The sequence below is a fragment of the Sphingobacterium rhinopitheci genome (assembly GCF_022627575.1).
In the GTDB taxonomy this organism is placed as follows: domain Bacteria; phylum Bacteroidota; class Bacteroidia; order Sphingobacteriales; family Sphingobacteriaceae; genus Sphingobacterium; species Sphingobacterium rhinopitheci.
Genome location: NZ_JADEYQ010000011.1, coordinates 86,316 through 104,673 on the forward strand (window position 1 = coordinate 86,316; position 18,358 = coordinate 104,673).

Annotated in this window: 14 protein-coding genes; all 14 read left to right on the top strand. The window is 37.3% G+C overall.

The annotated features are described in order from the left end of the window. Positions 1 to 109: 109 nt before the first annotated feature. The 14 genes from IP023_RS11135 (at position 110) to IP023_RS11200 (ending at position 17,820) form a co-directional block, all read left to right on the top strand. Positions 110 to 2,470 carry a SusC/RagA family TonB-linked outer membrane protein gene (locus IP023_RS11135; RefSeq protein ID WP_241790357.1) on the top strand — a complete coding sequence of 787 codons (2,361 nt, stop codon included), beginning with the start codon at positions 110 to 112 and terminating at the stop codon, positions 2,468 to 2,470. Between the two features lie 9 nt (positions 2,471 to 2,479). Continuing rightward, positions 2,480 to 3,583 (top strand): SusC/RagA family TonB-linked outer membrane protein, encoded by a 1,104-nt coding sequence (locus IP023_RS11140; RefSeq protein WP_241790358.1) that lies wholly within the window; start codon positions 2,480 to 2,482, stop codon positions 3,581 to 3,583. Between the two features lie 11 nt (positions 3,584 to 3,594). Then, entirely contained in the window at positions 3,595 to 5,034 is a 1,440-nt protein-coding gene (locus IP023_RS11145; protein ID WP_241790359.1) for a RagB/SusD family nutrient uptake outer membrane protein, read from the top strand. A gap of 12 nt (positions 5,035 to 5,046) precedes the next feature. Further along, the gene (locus tag IP023_RS11150; protein WP_241790360.1) at positions 5,047 to 5,811 is read left to right on the top strand and encodes a DUF4843 domain-containing protein; all 765 of its coding nucleotides are present in this window, start codon (positions 5,047 to 5,049) and stop codon (positions 5,809 to 5,811) included. A gap of 23 nt (positions 5,812 to 5,834) precedes the next feature. Then, a complete protein-coding gene (locus IP023_RS11155) occupies positions 5,835 to 7,361 on the top strand; it encodes a PKD-like family lipoprotein (RefSeq protein WP_241790361.1) in 1,527 nt (508 codons plus the stop codon). Between the two features lie 75 nt (positions 7,362 to 7,436). Then, positions 7,437 to 8,606: a TlpA family protein disulfide reductase gene (locus IP023_RS11160; protein ID WP_241790362.1), complete on the top strand. Its 1,170-nt coding sequence runs from the start codon at positions 7,437 to 7,439 to the stop codon at positions 8,604 to 8,606. A gap of 68 nt (positions 8,607 to 8,674) precedes the next feature. Continuing rightward, the gene (locus IP023_RS11165; RefSeq protein ID WP_241790363.1) at positions 8,675 to 9,895 is read left to right on the top strand and encodes a thioredoxin family protein; all 1,221 of its coding nucleotides are present in this window, start codon (positions 8,675 to 8,677) and stop codon (positions 9,893 to 9,895) included. Between the two features lie 11 nt (positions 9,896 to 9,906). Next, entirely contained in the window at positions 9,907 to 11,253 is a 1,347-nt protein-coding gene (locus IP023_RS11170; RefSeq protein ID WP_241790364.1) for a TlpA family protein disulfide reductase, read from the top strand. 127 nt (positions 11,254 to 11,380) lie between these two features. Further along, positions 11,381 to 12,283, top strand: a complete 903-nt coding sequence (gene miaA / locus IP023_RS11175) for a tRNA (adenosine(37)-N6)-dimethylallyltransferase MiaA (protein WP_241790365.1) — start codon at positions 11,381 to 11,383, stop codon at positions 12,281 to 12,283. Between the two features lie 58 nt (positions 12,284 to 12,341). Then, positions 12,342 to 13,088 carry a dienelactone hydrolase family protein gene (locus tag IP023_RS11180; protein WP_241790366.1) on the top strand — a complete coding sequence of 249 codons (747 nt, stop codon included), beginning with the start codon at positions 12,342 to 12,344 and terminating at the stop codon, positions 13,086 to 13,088. Positions 13,089 to 13,356: 268 nt separating this feature from the next. Next, positions 13,357 to 14,211 (top strand): GLPGLI family protein, encoded by an 855-nt coding sequence (locus IP023_RS11185; RefSeq protein ID WP_241790367.1) that lies wholly within the window; start codon positions 13,357 to 13,359, stop codon positions 14,209 to 14,211. Between the two features lie 59 nt (positions 14,212 to 14,270). Beyond that, positions 14,271 to 15,161, top strand: a complete 891-nt coding sequence (locus IP023_RS11190) for a GLPGLI family protein (protein WP_241790368.1) — start codon at positions 14,271 to 14,273, stop codon at positions 15,159 to 15,161. Between the two features lie 39 nt (positions 15,162 to 15,200). Continuing rightward, the gene (locus IP023_RS11195) at positions 15,201 to 15,500 is read left to right on the top strand and encodes a carboxypeptidase-like regulatory domain-containing protein (RefSeq protein ID WP_241790369.1); all 300 of its coding nucleotides are present in this window, start codon (positions 15,201 to 15,203) and stop codon (positions 15,498 to 15,500) included. Continuing rightward, positions 15,454 to 17,820, top strand: coding sequence for a hypothetical protein (locus IP023_RS11200; RefSeq protein ID WP_241790370.1), 2,367 nt, complete (start codon positions 15,454 to 15,456; stop codon positions 17,818 to 17,820). The genes IP023_RS11195 and IP023_RS11200 overlap by 47 nt, the downstream gene beginning before the upstream one ends. The last annotated feature ends 538 nt before the right edge of the window (positions 17,821 to 18,358 follow it).

Here is an 18,358-nt window from a genome sequence, read left to right on the forward strand (position 1 = left end):
CATATATAGAACAAAATCGGACCCTGTTGGCGCAGGACCCGATTGATAAGTTCTAGGCTGTAGTAATCAAGTGCAAATATTTTTAATCGTTACAACCCATACTAAATTAATGAAAATTTCTGTAAATCCATTCTTGCAGAAGGAGGCAGATATATTGTCTGTGCCTGAGCTGAGCCATGCTCCGCTATATAAATCCAAGAATGGTGGTTTTCTAACAAAACCTCTAACACGATCATTGATGAGAATCAATTTAATTACCTTTTTATTAGCAATAGGGTTTTCCCAAGTGGATGCAAATACGTATGCGCAACAAATAACATTGAAGCGTAATAAGGCTGATTTAGAAACAATCTTAAAGGATTTTGAAAAACAAAGTGGCTATACTTTTTTTTATAAAAAAGAAGATATCAAGGCTATTGGTAGATTAGATGTCGATGTCAAGAATAAACCGCTCAATCAAGCCCTTAAATCCGTATTAAATGAAAATTCATTTACATATGAATATTTTGATAAGACAATAGTGATTAAAAGATCACCTTTGCCTGCAGCAGTTGTTCCTGTAGCTTTAAGTCTAGATAAATCTTTAAACGCTGCTGCTGTGCAGCAGATGGTACGTGGTAAAGTATTAGATGAAAGCGGTAACCCGTTGAAAGGCGCTACTGTTCGCGAGAGATCTAATGCCAAAAGAACGATCATGACTCAAGAAGATGGCTCTTTTATTTTGCCTATTACTTCGTTGAATGAGCTGCTCATTGTGTCGTATATGGGCTATGAAAGTAAAGAGGTAAAAGCGAGCTTGAATCCGAATCAAATGGAGATTAAGTTAAAGAAAAAAGAGCAGGAGGTAGATGAGATTGTCGTAACAGGAACAGGCATAAATAGAAATAAAGATAGCTTTACAGGTACTACGAGTAGATTTACGGGGGATGAATTGAAAGCAATAAGTAATAATAATATTATTCAAAGTTTGCGTTCTTTAGATCCTGCTTTTTTACAGTTAGAGAATAATCTTTCTGGATCTAATCCAAATGCCATGCCTGTGATTGAGGTGCGTGGCAAAAGTAGTATTCCAAGTTCTACGTTGAGGGATGAATTTGGCTCTGATCCGAATCAACCATTATTCGTATTGGATGGATTTCCTACTTCGCTACAAACGATCATGGATCTAGATATGAATAGAGTAGCTTCTGTGACGATATTAAAAGATGCTGCTTCGACAGCATTATATGGCTCACAAGCCTCTAATGGCGTCGTTGTCGTAGAAACTATAAAGCCTAAGCCTGGAGAGTTACGATTTTCGTATACGCAAGATTTCAGATTTGAAACGCCAGATTTGACGGCTTATAATATGATGAATGCAGCAGAGAAATTGGAATTTGAAGTGCTCGCGGGGCGCTATGTTCCTGCTGCTTCTGGCGATCCTTCCTTAGAGAATTTTCTCGATGATCTATACCATAAACACTTGGGTAATGTACAAAAAGGAATAGATACCTATTGGTTAGATAAGCCCGTACAATACGGTTATTCTACCAATAATTCGATCAATGCTTCAGGTGGTGATCAAGCATTCACCTACAATGTAGGGATGAACTATAGAATGGGTGAGGGAGTGATGAAAGGCTCGGGTAGAGATAGCTATAGCGGTAGTGTGAATTTGACGTATAGAAAAAATAAAATCAACTTCAATAACATAACCTATATCAGAGGCAATAAAACCAATGAATCTCCTTATGGTTCATTTTCAAACTTTGTGAATGCTAATCCCTATTATGAGGCTAGCTATGACTCTCCTTATTTAGAAGTATCTCGTGTCGCTGGCAGAGCTGGAGCATATATTAATGTGGTAAATCCATTGTATGATGCCATGCAAGCACAGTATAATAAATCGAATACCTTGGAGGTTCAGAATAATTTGAATGCCAATTACGATATCAGTTCTATGTTTCGTCTAAATGGAGGTTTGCAAATTAGCAAGGGTTCGTCGATAGCAAAGATTTACCAATCCCCAGAGATGAGTGCATTTATGGATATGCCAATTCTGAGAAAAGGTAGATATACGGATCGTCGTTCGGATAATTTCTCTTATCAAGCGAATGCCATGTTGACATTTTATAAAACCTTTGGCAATAAGCATAATGTAAATGCAAACTGGAGAAATACAATTTCTGAAAATAAAAATAGCTCTTACAGCACTGTTGCAGAGGGTTTTCCAGAGGGAAATCTAGGGAATCCCAAGTTTGCATATAGCTATCTACTAGATGGTGCACCGGGAGCCTCTAGTGCTGTGTATCGTTCTGTAAATACTACTTTAAGCACAAACTACGCCTATGACAACACGTATTTGTTTGATTTTGTATACCGTTTGGATGGCTCCACAGCTTATGGTAGCAACAAACAATTCTCTCCTTATTATGCGGTTGGTATAGGATGGAATTTGCATAGAGAAAACTTTATTAAGTCAGTTTCTTAGGTTAACTCCTTGCGTCTGACGGGTAATATTGGTATTACCGGAAATCAGAATTTTGCCAATATTAGCTCCGTATCCATATATAACTACAACTCCAATGTCAATTACAATCAATTTGGACAAGGTGTAAGTTTAAATATGCTTGGCAACCCAGATTTGGAGCCTCAAAAAACACAACAGATAAGTACATCTTTGGACTTCAATTTATTTAATAACCGTCTTACAGGATATTTCAATCTATATAAAAAGGAAACTAATCCCTTGATCGTTCCGGTAGATTTACCATCATCCACAGGAGTGTTTTCTTATCCTTATAATGTGGGTAGCTTGACCTATAAAGGCGCCGAGTCAAAGATTACTTTCTTCCCTATTTATGATTTGGCGAAAGGGTTAACTTGGAGTTTGGGCCTTACAGCATCATCTTATAAAAGTGAATATAATGGCTTTGGGGATTTGTTGGCTAGCTTAAATAAAAAACAAGAAAACGATAAGAACTTAGTACGTTATATCGATGGTAATAGTGCCGAAGCTATTTGGGCTATCAAATCATTGGGTATTGATCCTGCCACAGGTAGAGAAATGTTCTTGACTAAAGAAGGGCAATATACATTTGATTATTCTGCTGCTAATATTGCAAATGTAGGTAATACTGTAGCCAATATGGAGGGTGTTATATCTACAAATTTGCGTTATAAGCAGTTTACATTTGGATTAGGTCTTCGATATAGAATAGGAGGAGATATTTATAACTCGGCATTGTTTAATAAGGTAGAGAATATATCATACACCAATATCACGAACAATCAGGATAAAAGAGCGCTTTATGAGCGTTGGAAACAGCCGGGCGATATATCCCAATTTAAAGGGATTTCTCAAACATCGACGACACCTATTTCATCACGTTTTGTACAATCAAACAATACATTGAGTAGTGAAAGTCTTAATATAGGTTTCCTATTTAATAATGAGCCTTGGTTAAAATCGCTAGGCTTGGAGTCCCTATCAACTAATTTTATGGCAAATGACTTTTTGTATTTTTCTACGGTACGTAGAGAAAGAGGGATTGATTATCCTTATGCAAGAACTTTCGCCTTCTCTTTAAAAGCATCTTTTTAATCGTTGAAATTATGAAAACAATAATAAAATCATCGCTTTATTTATTCGCTTTAGCGACAACGATATTTAGTTCGTGTTCTGATTATTTGAATGTACAGCCTGAGGATAAAATCATGGAAACACAGCTATTTTCTACACCTCAAGGGATCAGATCCGTATTGAATGGGATGTATATTTCCTTGTCAGGAAATGCATTGTATGGGGACAATATGACATTGTCGACAATGGACATATTAGCACAACGCTATAATGTGCCTTCGACACACAATCTTAATAAGATTAGTACTTATGCATATGGTGATAGTCCTGCTTCGAGTAGGTTAGAAACGATATGGAGCAACAGTTATTCTTTAATATTAAATGTAAACTCATTTTTAGAAAATATAGACAAATATAAAGGGGTGTTGGATGCAAAGACAGAAGCTATTTATAAAGGAGAAGCTTTGGCAATTCGTGCATTTATGCATTTTGATCTCTTGCGTTTGTATGGGCCACGCTATTCTACTGTCGATTCTACCAAACAGGCTTTACCATATTATGTGAATACACAAAATACTATTAACCCTTTATTGCCGGCAAATTCTTTTCTAGATAAAGTATTGGAGGATTTGGAGCATGCCGAGCAACTGCTTGCCGCAGATGCTATTATTACAAATGGGGTTACCTCAGTAGGTGCTACTACGGCGGAGAATTTTGTTACTGCCGATAGAAACTATAGATTGAATTATTATGCTGTCTTAGGCTTGAAAGCTAGAGCCTATCTGTATAGAGGGGATAAAGTAAATGCACTAAAATATGCCAATCTTGTAATTGATGTTGCCGATAAATTTAAATGGACGACATCGGCAAATGCACTTTCAGAGAAGCAAAATCCTGATCGTGTATTCTCTACAGAAATGATTTTTGGCGTTTTAAATACGCAGTTATATAGTCGTTATAATTCATTATTCGACCCTTCGATCACAGATAAAAATATATTGGCTCCAATAGAATCAAGGTTGAATACCCTGTATGAGAATAATGAAAATGATTATCGCTTCAACCTCAACTGGGCAAAACCATCAACTGGTGCTAAGACGTATAAAGTGTTTCTTAAGTACGCTGATATTGTCGATAAAGAAAGGACTTATCGCTTTACTATTCCAGTATTAAAGATTAGCGAGATGTATTATATCGCTGCTGAGAGTGAGCCAGCTGCGGCAACAGGCATTGCTAAATTGAATATTGTACGCGCCAATAGAGGATTGCTTCCTTTGGCTGCTACGGCAAATCTAACGACAGAGTTGCAAAAGGAATATCAAAAGGAATTCTTTGGTGAAGGGCAACTTTTCTATTACTATAAACGTAGAAATGTGACTTCTGTAGCGAATGGGTCTGCAGCAAGTGGTAATGTCACAGTAAATTATAATATTCCATTGCCTCTGTCAGAGTCTCAATATAGAAACAATTAATACCATACGATTATGAAAAGCAGAATATTAAACTTTATTTATATAATACCTCTTATTATGTTTCTTTCTTGTGAGAAAGATCTTCATAGTTATGATGGGAAGTCTGTTATTTATTTTAATGAAGCAGGCAGATTACCAACTTATAGTGGCGAGGTGATTAAAGATTCTACAATTATGTCTTTTAGTCTATCCACAGTACAAGATTCAATTGTCAATATGGTCGTGAAGATTGCTGGTGCCCCACAGGATATCGATAGACCTTATATTTTGGCTGTAAACAGTAATTCTGATGCGGTGCAAGGGCTTCATTATGATATCTTGAATACCGAGTATAGTATCAAGCGCAATCAGATGGCCGATACGGTAAGGGTAAAATTTTATCGCAAGGCGGATATGCAGGAGAAATCATTCTTGTTGAGTTTTGATCTTTTGGATAATGCATACTTTTCAACGGATATGAAAAACAAAATCACCAATGTAACGACAAATGCATCCCATTCGTTTATTAATTATCGTTGGTATGTAAATGATATCATCAAAAAACCTAGTCGTTGGATTGATAGTTATTTTGGAATATTCTCGCGCAAAAAATTATTCTTATTGGTCGAAATATTAGGGGTTGATCCAGCATATATGGACACCTCTATGGCTATAGCTGAAGGGGCAGCATATGCAAAATTTATGCAGCGTTACCTTAATGACCAAAAAGCAGCTGGCAATATTATTTACGAAGAAGATGGTGTGACAGCGATGGTCATGGGCTCTGCTGCACAATAGCGCTATTATTTAAAACGAAAAAAATGAAAAACACATATTTATTAATGCTTCGTTGTATCTGTCTATTGATTGTTGTGTCCATGCTAGGATCTTGTATGAAAGACATCGGCAATTATGATTACAAAGAGCTCAACGAATTGGTGGAGGTGAGCAACCTTCCTGAGGAAATGCAAGCGCAATACGGCAAAAAATTGGAGTTTGTGCCTATTATAAAGTTTAGTAAAGACCCCGATTTTGATGCGTCAAAATATGAGTATGAGTGGACTTATATCGGTCCTAATGGAGTGGGAGGTACTGGACTTTATGTTTTGAGTGACACTAAGGATTTGGACATGCTACTTACTAAAGTTGTCGCAGGCACCTATACGGCCTATTTTGCTGTTACCGACAAAGCCTCTGGCGTAAAATACAAAAAGAGTTTTAAGCTGAAAGTAGTCAATGAGTACAACGAGGGTTGGATTATGATGAATGAGGCTAATGGAAAAGCGCGTGTTGATATGTTGTATTTAGATGCAGAGCGTAATTTCAAGCTTGTAAATGATGTTCTTGGTAGCACGGGTGCGGGATTGTCATTAGAAGGCAAGCCAGTGCTTGCCTATACGTATAGTACAGGCTTGCTTATAGGGCCAGATAAAATTAGTTACGGTGTGTATTTGGGGACCGATAAGTATACGACCAAGGTAGATCCTAATACCTTCAAATGGACGCCTACTATGGGCTTGGCTTATGAGATGTATGGTGATGTGCCTGCAGGATTTTATGCTGAGCGAATCCAAGTACGTGGTAGTGGATCGTCAGCCTATATGATTGGTGCTGGTGATGCTTATTATTATGATCGTACCATGCAGATTTACTTCTCGGCACCGATTAGTTATAATAATGAGGATCAAAAATCCTTTAAGGTAGCACCTTTTGTGGCAGCAAGCTCTAGTTATGGTATTTTCTACGACAGCACAAATCGTCGTTTTGTGAAGCATTCAGGTACATCTTCTACGATGACAGTAATCCCTGATCCAGCTATTGGCGAACGCCTATTTAGCTTTACAACAGGCATGGACTTAGTGTATATGCGTAATGTTCCATATAATGGTGGTGAGGTATTTTCAATCCTTAAAGAAGTAAATGGTAGTAAAAAATATTTAGCACGATTTAATCCTGCTAATAACGTACAATCATATTATGCCGAAATTAAAGGTACTGATATAGATAAAGCGGAGTTTTATGCTATAAATCCAGAGTTTGGTTACGTATTCTATTCGGTAGGAAGTAAAGTATATCAATATGATATGACCTATAAGACATCCAAATTGATGGCTGACTATGGATCTCATAAGATTTCATATTTAGATTTTTATGAATTTAAAGCGACAGCAAAAATTAATGCTGAAGGGAAAAGATTAATGGTTGGAACCTATGATGCGACAATAAATAATGGTACAGAAGGATCTTTACATATCTATACTGTTCCAAGCTTAAATGGGGATTTAATTGAAATTAGCACTTACTCAGGTTTTGGGAGAATCAAGAGTTTAACGTATCGTGAGCGTTAATACATGTAAGTGTTTGCGTTAGCAGCATATTATGCTGCTAACTTTTTTATCTATTATATCAATAATCAACCCCTTATGGATACCCAATTTATAGTAAAGGCTTTTTTAATTGTCGCTTTCTTTATGCCCCTGAAAGTATGGTCTCAAACAGATAGCGTGACCGTTGGCGGTAGATTGAAAAATGCTACTGCAGAGCGCATAAAAAGTATCTCCATACAGGTGATACTGGAGGATGGTAAATCTAAATATTATGGTTCTCCATTGTTGTCGGATTCTTTTGCTATCCGTATACCAAGTCAGACCAATGTTACGGAGGCGATGATACGTGTCATTCCTGAGGATCACAACAAAGTGGTCATGTATCGTCCATTGAGCTTATTTGTACAACAAGATGATATTTTCGTTGACGGTGATGGTTATCAATTGGAATCGGCACATGTGTCAGGAGGAATAGATAATGCTCTTTATAATGTTCTTCGTCAACAGACAGCTCCGTATACAAAGGAGGTACAAAAGGCATATGATTTGTTGTATTCAAAGGATATAATCCTAGATAAGCAGGCAAAAGATAGTATCATGTTACGTATTAAAGCATGGAGCCTCGAAGAGCGAAATTTGCAAAAAGTATTTATTAGCAATCATCCCACATCATATGCTAGCCTCTCTTTGTTGTCAAGGATGAAAAATGCATATAGTTCAGATGATTTTAAACTAGCCTTTGAAGGTTTGGGCGATAAATATAAGGATACACGTGTAGCAGCAGATTTGCGCGCGTTTATTCTAAAAAACTCCGTTACAACGAAGGGTACTATGGCAAAAATATTTGATCGTACTACCGTTAAAGGAGTTCCCTTTAAGCTCGATGAATTGAAAGGACGCGTTGTTTTATTGGACTTTTGGGGTAGCTGGTGTGGTCCCTGCCGTGCTAGTATGCCACATCTTATAGAGCTATATGAGCGATACAAGCAACAAGGTTTTGAAATAGTAGGCATAGCGCAGGAGAGAGGAAAGACACTAGCAGACTCTAAAAACTCTTGGGTCAAGGCAATCGATGAGCTTGGTATCCATTGGGTCCAAGTATTGAATAATGAAGGTAAGGAGCACTTTGATATAGTCAAGGAATATGCTGTAGGTTCATTTCCTACGCAAATATTATTGGATCAGGAGGGCAAAATATTAATAAGATTAACCTCTTCAGCAGCAGATGATATAGCTGTTGCGCTGAAGAAAATATACGGTTTTTAGTGTATTGGATGAATAATGGTGTAATTCTCTTACATAGCATTATTACTCTATAAAATATATATATATATATGACAAGAATAGGAATAGTCATTTACCTGATATTACTTTTGATGGTAAAGATTGGTGTAGCACAGGAGAGCTATACTTTTAGGGGTTCTTTTGAGGACTGTAAGAAGAAAGCATTACATGAAAATAAATTAATACTTGTAGATCTATATTTTGAAGGCTGTGTACCTTGTAAGATGATGGATGAGAAAGTTTTCCCCTCAACGGAGGTAGATGCAGAGCTGAAGGCAAATTTTGTGCTGTATAAAACTGATGTTTTTAAGGAAGAAGATGGCATGAAGCTATCGCGCAAATATGGCGTCAGTGGTTTTCCGACGTATTTGATAATGAACCCTTCGGGTAAGGTGATATATATAGAATCGGGGTATTTTGCTGTCGACCGTTTTATGGATTTACTGCATGAAGGGAAAAAAAGGTCTGCTGAAAATAAGCTTTTAGCTTTTGATACGGACTTAGAAAAGCATTATCCTTCTTATTTTACCTATAGATATTTTCGTAAGGGAGATAAAGGAGAGCCTTTAGATCTTAAGAATTATATTAAAGATAAGAATCTAAAAGAGGAGACCGCTTTTGTTGTTAGTAGTTTGGTAAATAATAATGATGTTGACAGCTGGACATACAACAATCTCCCTTGGCTACTGGATAATTATGGAAGTAGCTTGCTCAGAAAGAAGGTGATAAAACGAATGGACAGCAAAATGATTGCATATGGAAAAGCACAGCAATTAGATAGCCTTAATACTACATTAGCCTATATTAGGCCGGTTTTTAATGCGCAATTGTGGAAGACTTTTTTACCCCAATTTATCACAGATTATTATAAGGGTAGTCAAGATGCCGATTTATATTTATCCTATATGGATAGCTACCAGTTGTATCCTAGCTGGCCGCTACGAAGCAATGCATTGGCACAAGTAATTATCGATCAAAAAGATAACAAATCAGTATTGAAGAAGATACGCCAGCAGTATTTGGACCAAGAGAAGCAGGGGGATTTGGATATTACTGATCGCTATAAGTTGACCTTATTACACTTTTACTTAGTTGATTATGTTAATGCTGCTAAAGGTGTAGAAATACTAAAACTGTTAACAAACAATACTAAAGAACGCACTATAACACCTTCAGAACTGAATCTATTGTCTGCTGCTATTACACAAAAAAAACCCAACATTTACCTACCTCAACTCGCAGTACGCACAATAGGTTCTAGTTTTGAATAATACTATAAACGATGAAAAGATATTTTTTAATTATACTAGCTTTCTTAAGCTTTTTTAATCTTCTAGCACAAGAAGCTAGTACTATCAATGGCGTATTTCAATCGACTCCATACAAGAAGGTTACTCTTTTTAAAGTGCTTAATGGCCGATTGGTAGAGATCGCAAGCGCTGTTCCTAATGATAAGGGACAATTTGGATTCCGTTTCTACCCAGAGTATGAAGGGCTATATTCTGTAGGCATAGGAAACGCAATGTCACAAAATGGATTAAACCGCTTTTACTTTAAAGGTAAAGATGAATTGAACATCCAGTTGACAAAAGAAGGTCACTATCAACTTGTAGGAGCCAATTCTAAAGAGAATAAAGCTTTATTCGCTTGGGATAGCTCTACTAAGTCTATACGTGATAAGGCATTGACTCCTGGCGGAAACAGTACCTATATCGACTTTTTCCCGCAACTAGAGGCATTTAAGGATTCCGTTGCGCTATTTGCTAAATCCGAAAAATCTGGAAACAAGAAATTCAATAGTTTTTACAAGGAATTGCTGGATGTAGAGTTGGCTTATTATGCTATTTCTTATTTATATATGCCGCGTACAAAACACCCTAAAAAGGAAGATTTAACATCATACTATAATGATTTTAATTATGACCGTTTTTTGAATAAAACGTTATTAGAGCTTCCTTATGGAGATCGTTTTTTAAATAGTCTTGTATTTCGAAAAGTAGATCTTGGTAGTAAGCCTACATTTGATCAACAAGTAGCGGCTATTCCTGTGCTAGCATTAAAAGGTCAGTTTGTCCTGAATCGTTTAGAGAAGGTTCAATCTTATGCTGATTTTATGGATATAAAAAATCAGTATGCTGATTGTTTTGTCCTTGCGGAACAGAAAGATCGTCTTACAGCTGTAGAAATAAAACTTACAGAGACTAAAACCGGCGTTGCTGCTTTTCAATTTAGTTTTCCTGATTTGTCGGGCAAAGTAGTGAAGCTTGCTGATCTCAAAGGTAAAGTAGTAGTCCTAGATATGTGGGCGACATGGTGTGGTCCTTGTCGTGCTGAAGAGCCACATTGGGAGATCTTGAATGATGCTTTTAAAGGGAAGCCCGTAGCATTTGTGGGGATATCGACCGATCAAGATAAGGCCAAATGGGAAGCATATATCAAAGAGAAAAGTCCTAAGGGAATTCAATTGCATGCCGGTGTAGGGAATCCACTTTCTAAAGCTTATAGTGTCAATACTATTCCACGTTATATCGTCATTGATAAAGCCGGAAATCTGATATCAGCTGACAGCCCTAGGCCTTCGGATCCTAAGCTTAAAGCACTGATTGAAGAATGGATGAATAAGAAATAATTATAGTTGTGTACTATTTGAAAGGCAGCCCTAAAGCTGCCTTTTTTAGGTATAGGCGGTAGCATCTACCGTTTTATTTGTATGTGTTCTTCTGATAATAATAGGAATATGCAGTACCTTTGTAAGGATGATAAATGATCAACAACTTATAGCCAACTTAGCGGAAGAGCTAGATAATCTATCGGTAGATTTAATACTTATATTGGGACCTACCGCCAGTGGCAAGACCAAACTTGCTGTCGAACTAGCTGCTATGATCAATGCTGAAATCATCAGTGTCGACTCCAGGCAGGTATATAGAGGGATGGATATCGGAACAGGGAAGGACCTAGCCGAATACAAAGACATACCCTATCATCTTATCGATATCATCAACCCCGGTGAAAAATACAATATTAGTCGTTTTCTTGAAGATTTTGACCTTGCTTATAAGGAGATCAAAGCTAAGGGAAAGAAAGTTATCGCTTGTGGAGGAACGGGATTCTACTTGCAAGCATTGATTGATGCCAAGCCGTATGCGCAAATCCCTATTGACGATGCATTTAGAAATAGCCTTCTCCCATTGGCCAAGGACGAATTGTTGACACAGCTAGATGCATATGCGTTGCCAGCAAATTTTGTGGTTGACAGATCTTCCAAGAAACGTATAATACGAGCTTTAGAGATTGTCCGCTTTTTGGAAGAAAATCCTACACATCATATAAAAGAACAAGCTACTTACAGCGCCATAGTTTATGGTATAAATCCAGCGCTAGCAGTCCGTCGTCAGCGCATTACGGATCGCCTTATGCAGCGATTAGCTAGTGGTATGATCGCAGAAGTAGAAAATCTATTGTCGGCGGGTGTCTCCAATGAAGAGTTGGAATATTACGGATTAGAGTATAAATATATTTCTTATTACCTGAAAGGGGAATTGTCCTATGCTGATTTCTTGAAAAAATTGGAAACGGAAATTCACCGCTATGCAAAGCGGCAGATGACTTATTTTAGGAAGATGGAAAAGGATGGTATTGTTATCAAGTGGTTTTAATATCTTATTAATAATGATTAACTTAGGGTGACATTCAATTGTTTTAATTTAATTATTAATGAAAAATATCGTAATATTATTATCCTTAGTACTTTGCAGTACAATCGGGTCGGGTCAACAGCTGAAACCTGTTCAATATACGGACGGTTCTCAAAAATTGAAAGGCCTGATAACCTCCAATGCAGCACAGAAAAACTTGCCCGCAGTATTGATCCTCCCTGCTTGGAAAGGCATAGATAATGAAGCACGTACTACAGCGATTAATCTTGCCAAATTGGGCTATGTCGCCTTTATTGCGGATATATATGGGGAAGGAAATATACCTGTAGACAATGCTGCCGCAAGCAAGCTAGCAGGAACTTACAAAAGCGATTATAAGGCATATCAGCACCGTATTCAATTAGCCCTCCAAGAGCTTCTTAAAGCCGGCGTAGACAAGGATAAGATTGCTGTTATAGGATATTGCTTCGGTGGAACTGGTGCTTTGGAAGTAGCTCGTGCAGGTTTTGAGGTGCAGGCTGCGGTCAGTATCCATGGGGGTTTGGCAAAAGCGGCAGACCGTCCAAACAAAGAAATAAAAACTAAAGTATTGGTACAACATCCGGCAGATGATAAGTCCGTGTCGGCAGCAGATCTTGATAACTTAGAGAAAGAATTGAAAGAAGGCAATGCAGACTTTCAGATTATTACCTATGCCAAATCAGGACATACTTTTACTAACCCCGAATCCTCCGATTTCAACCCTTTAATGGCAGAACGAGCATGGAAGCATTTGGTTCTTTTCTTGGATGAAGTATTGAAATAGTCTTTCTTATACACAGGTATAAAAAATGTATATAGGCAATCCCAATTGGGATTGCTTTTTTATTAGGCGCTAATTGTACAATTGCACATTGTTAGCGTATCCATCGTACCGTTATTTGTGGCTAGTACTCCAAATGTTGCCAATAAATTATGTAATCACATCATTTTGAGCATCCTCGTGCTAAAAAGTGTATCTTTTGAGCTTATATAAACTGGCGACTGTTTTTTTTGCGGTTATGAATTGTTATTTTTAAGTAAATCTTACCATTATGAGAATCTTTTATACCTTGATTGCCCTTTTGCTGACACCCACCATTATCCTAGCTCAAGAAAAGGCTATCGCTAAAGTGCATTATAATTTTTTGCATATCAATGATACCACAAAACGGGATCAACCCCAAAGGGATGAAGTCGTTTTGTACTTAGGGCATACATCTTCCTTTTATAAAAGCTATTCCGATGAGCGTACCAAACAAAGTATAGATGCTCAAAAATTGCTGCCTGATTATTCAGGTCATATGGTTCTTAATTTGTATACAACACCTATTAAGAACTTTTATTTGCGCTATCCAAATGAGAATAGATTAGTCGATATACAATGTATTTCGTCCAGCTTTGATGCATATTATACAGAAGGATCTGACCTAAGTCAAGTGTGGGAATTAAAAAATGAAACCAAAGAAATAGGAGGGTATAGCTGTCAGCAAGCTACCACATCTTTCAATGGACGAAATTATATAGCTTGGTTCACGACGGAGCTTCCTTTTCAAGCAGGGCCATGGAAGTTAAATGGTTTACCAGGACTTATATTGTCTGCGTATGATGAAGCACGTGAGGTGGTATTTGAATATGCTGGATTTGATGCTGTCGATTCGCAAGAGCCATTTTTTATTGAAGTACCCTTTTATGTAACTAAAGGTACAAAGGCCGAAATAGCAAAGATGTATGATCTTTTTCAAGATGACGAAGCTAAATATTTTAAAGCTTTAAATAGTTCTGGTAAATTGGCAATTGCCAATTCTTACTATGGCATAGATTACAGTAAACATAACTTTGATTTCCATTTTGATGAAGATTATAAACCTTCATTTGTCACGAATAATCCTATTGAAAAAGTTAAATAGTGTAATATAATTTTGCAACTCTACTAAAATTTCGTAGAATTACAGAAAAACCGTAGATCATGAAAAGTATTAATATTACCATCTTAGCGACCCTGTTCGCTTTTTCTGTAACTGCGCAAGAGCAATCCATTGCAAAGGTTCATTATTTATTTACACATATTAATGATACGACGCAGCGAGAGAGTTACCTACGTGATGAGGTGGTGACCTATCTAGGGCCGTCGTCGTCCTATTTTACCAGTTATTCGTCGGCACGCATATCTCAACAGCTGGACCAACAAATGTCAAGCCCTACATTTGATGGCAATGTCGTGATCAAAGGTACAGGTGCAGGTATTAAGGAGTCTTATTTAATAGATTTTGCGATTCCAGCAATAGATATAATCAAAAAAGTAGGTACAGCAGATTTTCATGTCGTAGGAGATTTCTCTACACCAGTATGGCAGATAAAAGAAGATACCAAACTAATAGGTGGATATACCTGCCAATTGGCGACGACGACTTTCAAAGGACGAAATTATCAAGCTTGGTTTAGCCCTGATATTCCTTTGTCCTATGGTCCATGGAAATTGAATGGCCTTCCTGGCTTGATCTTATCCGCACAAGATGATAAAGGTGAGGTGGTATTTGAATATGCGGGTTTTGATAAATTGGAAGGTGATGATCGTCTTTTGATCGCCTTATCGCCAGATGTGACTACAACAACCGAAGTGGAGATTGTGAAATTAGAAAACGCTTTTAAGGCAAATCCTTCCACATTTGTACAGTCTCAGCAGGCAGGGCGTACCCAAAAGGTAGGACCACTATCATCAGGGCCAGCGACCGTTTATAAAGCTCCAGGTGGGATGGATAGTGTAGATGCTAACAAAATAAAATCGGTGTCTATTCAGAAAGATAATTCCTTCAAAACATCTGCTGTTACCAATAATCCCATTGAGCTTACGCAGTAGAACATGTCTAAATTTGTTTGTTTTCTCACGGTATTTTTATTGTCTATTCAACCCCTGATGGCACAAGAGGTTACGCTGGAAGGGCAAGTTATCGATGCTGTAACGCAGAAACCTTTACGTGCTATAACGGTCGTGTTGAAGGACCAGGAAAATCGAATAATCGCCTTTAAGGCGACAGATGCGCAGGGATATTTTAAGCTGACAACAGTAAAAGATATTGCTAATGGGTATATAGAAATCAATCATCTTAGCTACAAAAAACAAAGAATTAGGAAGCAAACTGACGATAGCGATGGAAGTATCTACTATTTTACTCGAAGAGGTGCAGCTGAAAAGTAGACCTCGAATTCGACAGATTGGAGACACACTTTCTTATGATGTTGCTTCTTTTGCCAAGGAAGAGGACCGTTCCATAGGTGATGTGCTAAAAAGGATGCCGGGCGTAGAGGTTTCAGAATCTGGGCAGATAAAATACCAGGGGAAATCTATTTCTAATTTTTATATCGATGGCGATGATTTATTAGGCGATAAGTATAAGATCGGTACCAATACCATAAAGTATAATATGGTGAAGGATGTGCAGGTATTGAAGAATCATGAGCACATGAAAGTATTGAAGAATAAGCGCTATACCGATGAAGTAGCTTTGAATCTTGTCATCAAAGAAGAGGCACAATTGGCCTTATCGGGGCAAGCTAAAATAGGGCTAGGTTTACCGAAACAATATGATGGCGAATTAAATACCGTTCTTTTTAATAAGAAATATAAAGGCTTAAATGTGATTAATGCCAATAATATAGGTAATGAGTTGGCATCTAATATGATAGGTTATAATGCGGCAAGCATGTTGACAAAATTAGGGTCTACTCCGGTTAATAATCTATTGTCCCTTGGGACCGTCGGTAATCCACCGATTGCTAAGCAACATTATTTTTTTAATAACTCTGGCGCTATCAATGCTAACAACCTTTTTCATCTCCAGAATAAATGGCAGGTGGTATCTAATCTTCAAGCTGTTTTTGAAAAAAGTAACCAAGATTTTGAAGGGCAAAGTGAATATTTTACAGAAAAAGATACGTATAGCTTTACGGAGAAACAAGCAAGTGATACCAAAGACTGGTTGGCTTCAATCGCTCTAAAAGCAACACAAAATGTAGACCATAAATACCTAGAAAATGCCTTATCTTTTGATTATCAGAATCAAGCTGCCAACGCTAGTATTTACACCTCAAACGACGACTTTAACCTCAATCGAAATTATATAATCAAAGGCTTTCAGAACAAATTGGATTATGTGCCGGCACTACGTAATGGTAATATTGTACAGGTTGGATGGCTGGTAAACTACGGCAGTAAACCACAGGAACTATCCCTAAAACCGGGGGTATTCATGGGCTTGCTGAATGACGGTATCGCGTACGATGCAACAGTCCAACAGGTGGAAGTACCCACATATTTTAGCCAGCTCAATATGGGCTATAGAATCCCCAAAGGTATCATCAGCCAATATTATGCGGTCAGTGGATCTATAGATGGCCAACAACTGAAATCGACTATTCTGAAGGTCGAGAATGGGGATCGTGTAGCGTTGGATATAGATAGTGCAGCGAATGATATGCATTGGCTCAGGTCTTCATTTGCGCTTCAGGCAAATTATGAATATCGGGGCAAGCGTTTTTTTTCCAGCTTGACCCTCCCTCTTAGTTACCAAAGCACCCGTTATAGGGATGCTATCTATAGGCTTGATGCAGTACAGGGAAGGGTACTATTGAACCCTAAGTTTGGGGCTAAGTATTTCGTGAATGTGGAGAGTGAGCTTTCTTTTTCTTATGATAGAGCCAATTTTTTTGGCAATATAGAGGATGTGTATAGGGGATTGATTATCCGCAATTATAGGTCTATATCTAACAATAGTGCTGGTATCAATGAATCTTCATCCAATGCTTTTGAGCTCAACTATAAGACAGGGAAGACCCTTCGATTGTTGTTTTACAACGTCGGTTTTTCATACAAGCGCACTAAATCTTCAACTTTACTTTCGAATCGGATCGGTAATGATATCTCTCAGACAGCACTTATAGCGATGGACAATTATGTACAATCCTATAGTATCAATGGTGGATTTGATAAGTATATATTTAGCTTAGCCTCTGCGTTGAAGGTCAAAGCCTCCGTCAGTTGGACGGAGTACAATCAGCTCTTTAATGATGCTCTATTGCCTTTTCTGAATACTGCATACATGGTGAACCCTTCATTGGATTTTAAAGTATGGAAGAAATTGAACCTTTCGTATAATGGGCGTATTCATTTATCAATGAACAAGGAGCGAGGAGGCCTAGGCAACTTGGATCGAAATACCTTGAATATAGTCCAAAATGTAGGTTTCCCCTTTACTGTAGCTCCTGGTTTGCATATCAATTTTAGCGGACGCCACCTATATAGCTATCAATTGGGGCTTCAAGATATCAATTACCTCTTTATAGATGCTTTTATTAAGTATAGACACCGAAAATGGAAAACAGATATCGATTTAAATGTAACCAACTTAGGGAATATCAAACGATTTGAAACGTATACCATCTCCGCGAATATGGAAAACCAAAATAGCTATTCCCTACGTGGAAGGATGGCCGTGTTGAAAACAACGATATATTTTTGATATAGAATATAATAGCGGATTATTATGGGTATGAAAAATCAAAATACCTTTCTTGGGGTTATTTTTTGTCTCCCATAAGGGCGGCGAGGCTCTATTTCTAGAATAACAATCTCATGTTTTAATAGCTGGGCTAAAAGCTTTCTATGTGTTGTCTCGATTATTTTTTACGTAAAATATTTTTTCATGAATATATTAATCAAAATTCCCTAAACGGTACCTATAGGATATTCGCTTCAGCGATAGTGTGGTTAATTTTTTTGTTTATAAGTTATATGAATTTAGCAGTGTTGCTTGTGACGTAAAAAGTAAGACATATTACCGCTATGTATTTTGCTGTGGTAGCTTTTTTTATTAGGCTTGATTACTATGGCATTAAGGGATTAATTTTATATTATTTTTAGGTAAAGTTTTTATCCTATTTATACTTTTTGTTGACATTAATTATATCGATTGTGGAATTAATCTCTTCAATTAATATATTTTATCTTTTTGAAACAAAAGTTTGGTTATTTTATTTTTAGGTAAATTATTTATTTTT

What these genes read in the sequence shown, in the direction of transcription:
- IP023_RS11135 (WP_241790357.1), top strand. Translation starts at nt 110, where the DNA reads ATGAAAATTTCTGTAAATCCATTCTTGCAGAAGGAGGCAGATATATTG.
- IP023_RS11200 (WP_241790370.1), top strand. Translation starts at nt 15,454, where the DNA reads ATGGAAGTATCTACTATTTTACTCGAAGAGGTGCAGCTGAAAAGTAGA.
- IP023_RS11150 (WP_241790360.1), top strand. Translation starts at nt 5,047, where the DNA reads ATGAAAAGCAGAATATTAAACTTTATTTATATAATACCTCTTATTATG.
- IP023_RS11185 (WP_241790367.1), top strand. Translation starts at nt 13,357, where the DNA reads ATGAGAATCTTTTATACCTTGATTGCCCTTTTGCTGACACCCACCATT.
- IP023_RS11155 (WP_241790361.1), top strand. Translation starts at nt 5,835, where the DNA reads ATGAAAAACACATATTTATTAATGCTTCGTTGTATCTGTCTATTGATT.
- IP023_RS11170 (WP_241790364.1), top strand. Translation starts at nt 9,907, where the DNA reads ATGAAAAGATATTTTTTAATTATACTAGCTTTCTTAAGCTTTTTTAAT.
- IP023_RS11165 (WP_241790363.1), top strand. Translation starts at nt 8,675, where the DNA reads ATGACAAGAATAGGAATAGTCATTTACCTGATATTACTTTTGATGGTA.
- IP023_RS11180 (WP_241790366.1), top strand. Translation starts at nt 12,342, where the DNA reads ATGAAAAATATCGTAATATTATTATCCTTAGTACTTTGCAGTACAATC.
- IP023_RS11190 (WP_241790368.1), top strand. Translation starts at nt 14,271, where the DNA reads ATGAAAAGTATTAATATTACCATCTTAGCGACCCTGTTCGCTTTTTCT.
- IP023_RS11160 (WP_241790362.1), top strand. Translation starts at nt 7,437, where the DNA reads ATGGATACCCAATTTATAGTAAAGGCTTTTTTAATTGTCGCTTTCTTT.
- IP023_RS11145 (WP_241790359.1), top strand. Translation starts at nt 3,595, where the DNA reads ATGAAAACAATAATAAAATCATCGCTTTATTTATTCGCTTTAGCGACA.
- miaA (WP_241790365.1), top strand. Translation starts at nt 11,381, where the DNA reads ATGATAAATGATCAACAACTTATAGCCAACTTAGCGGAAGAGCTAGAT.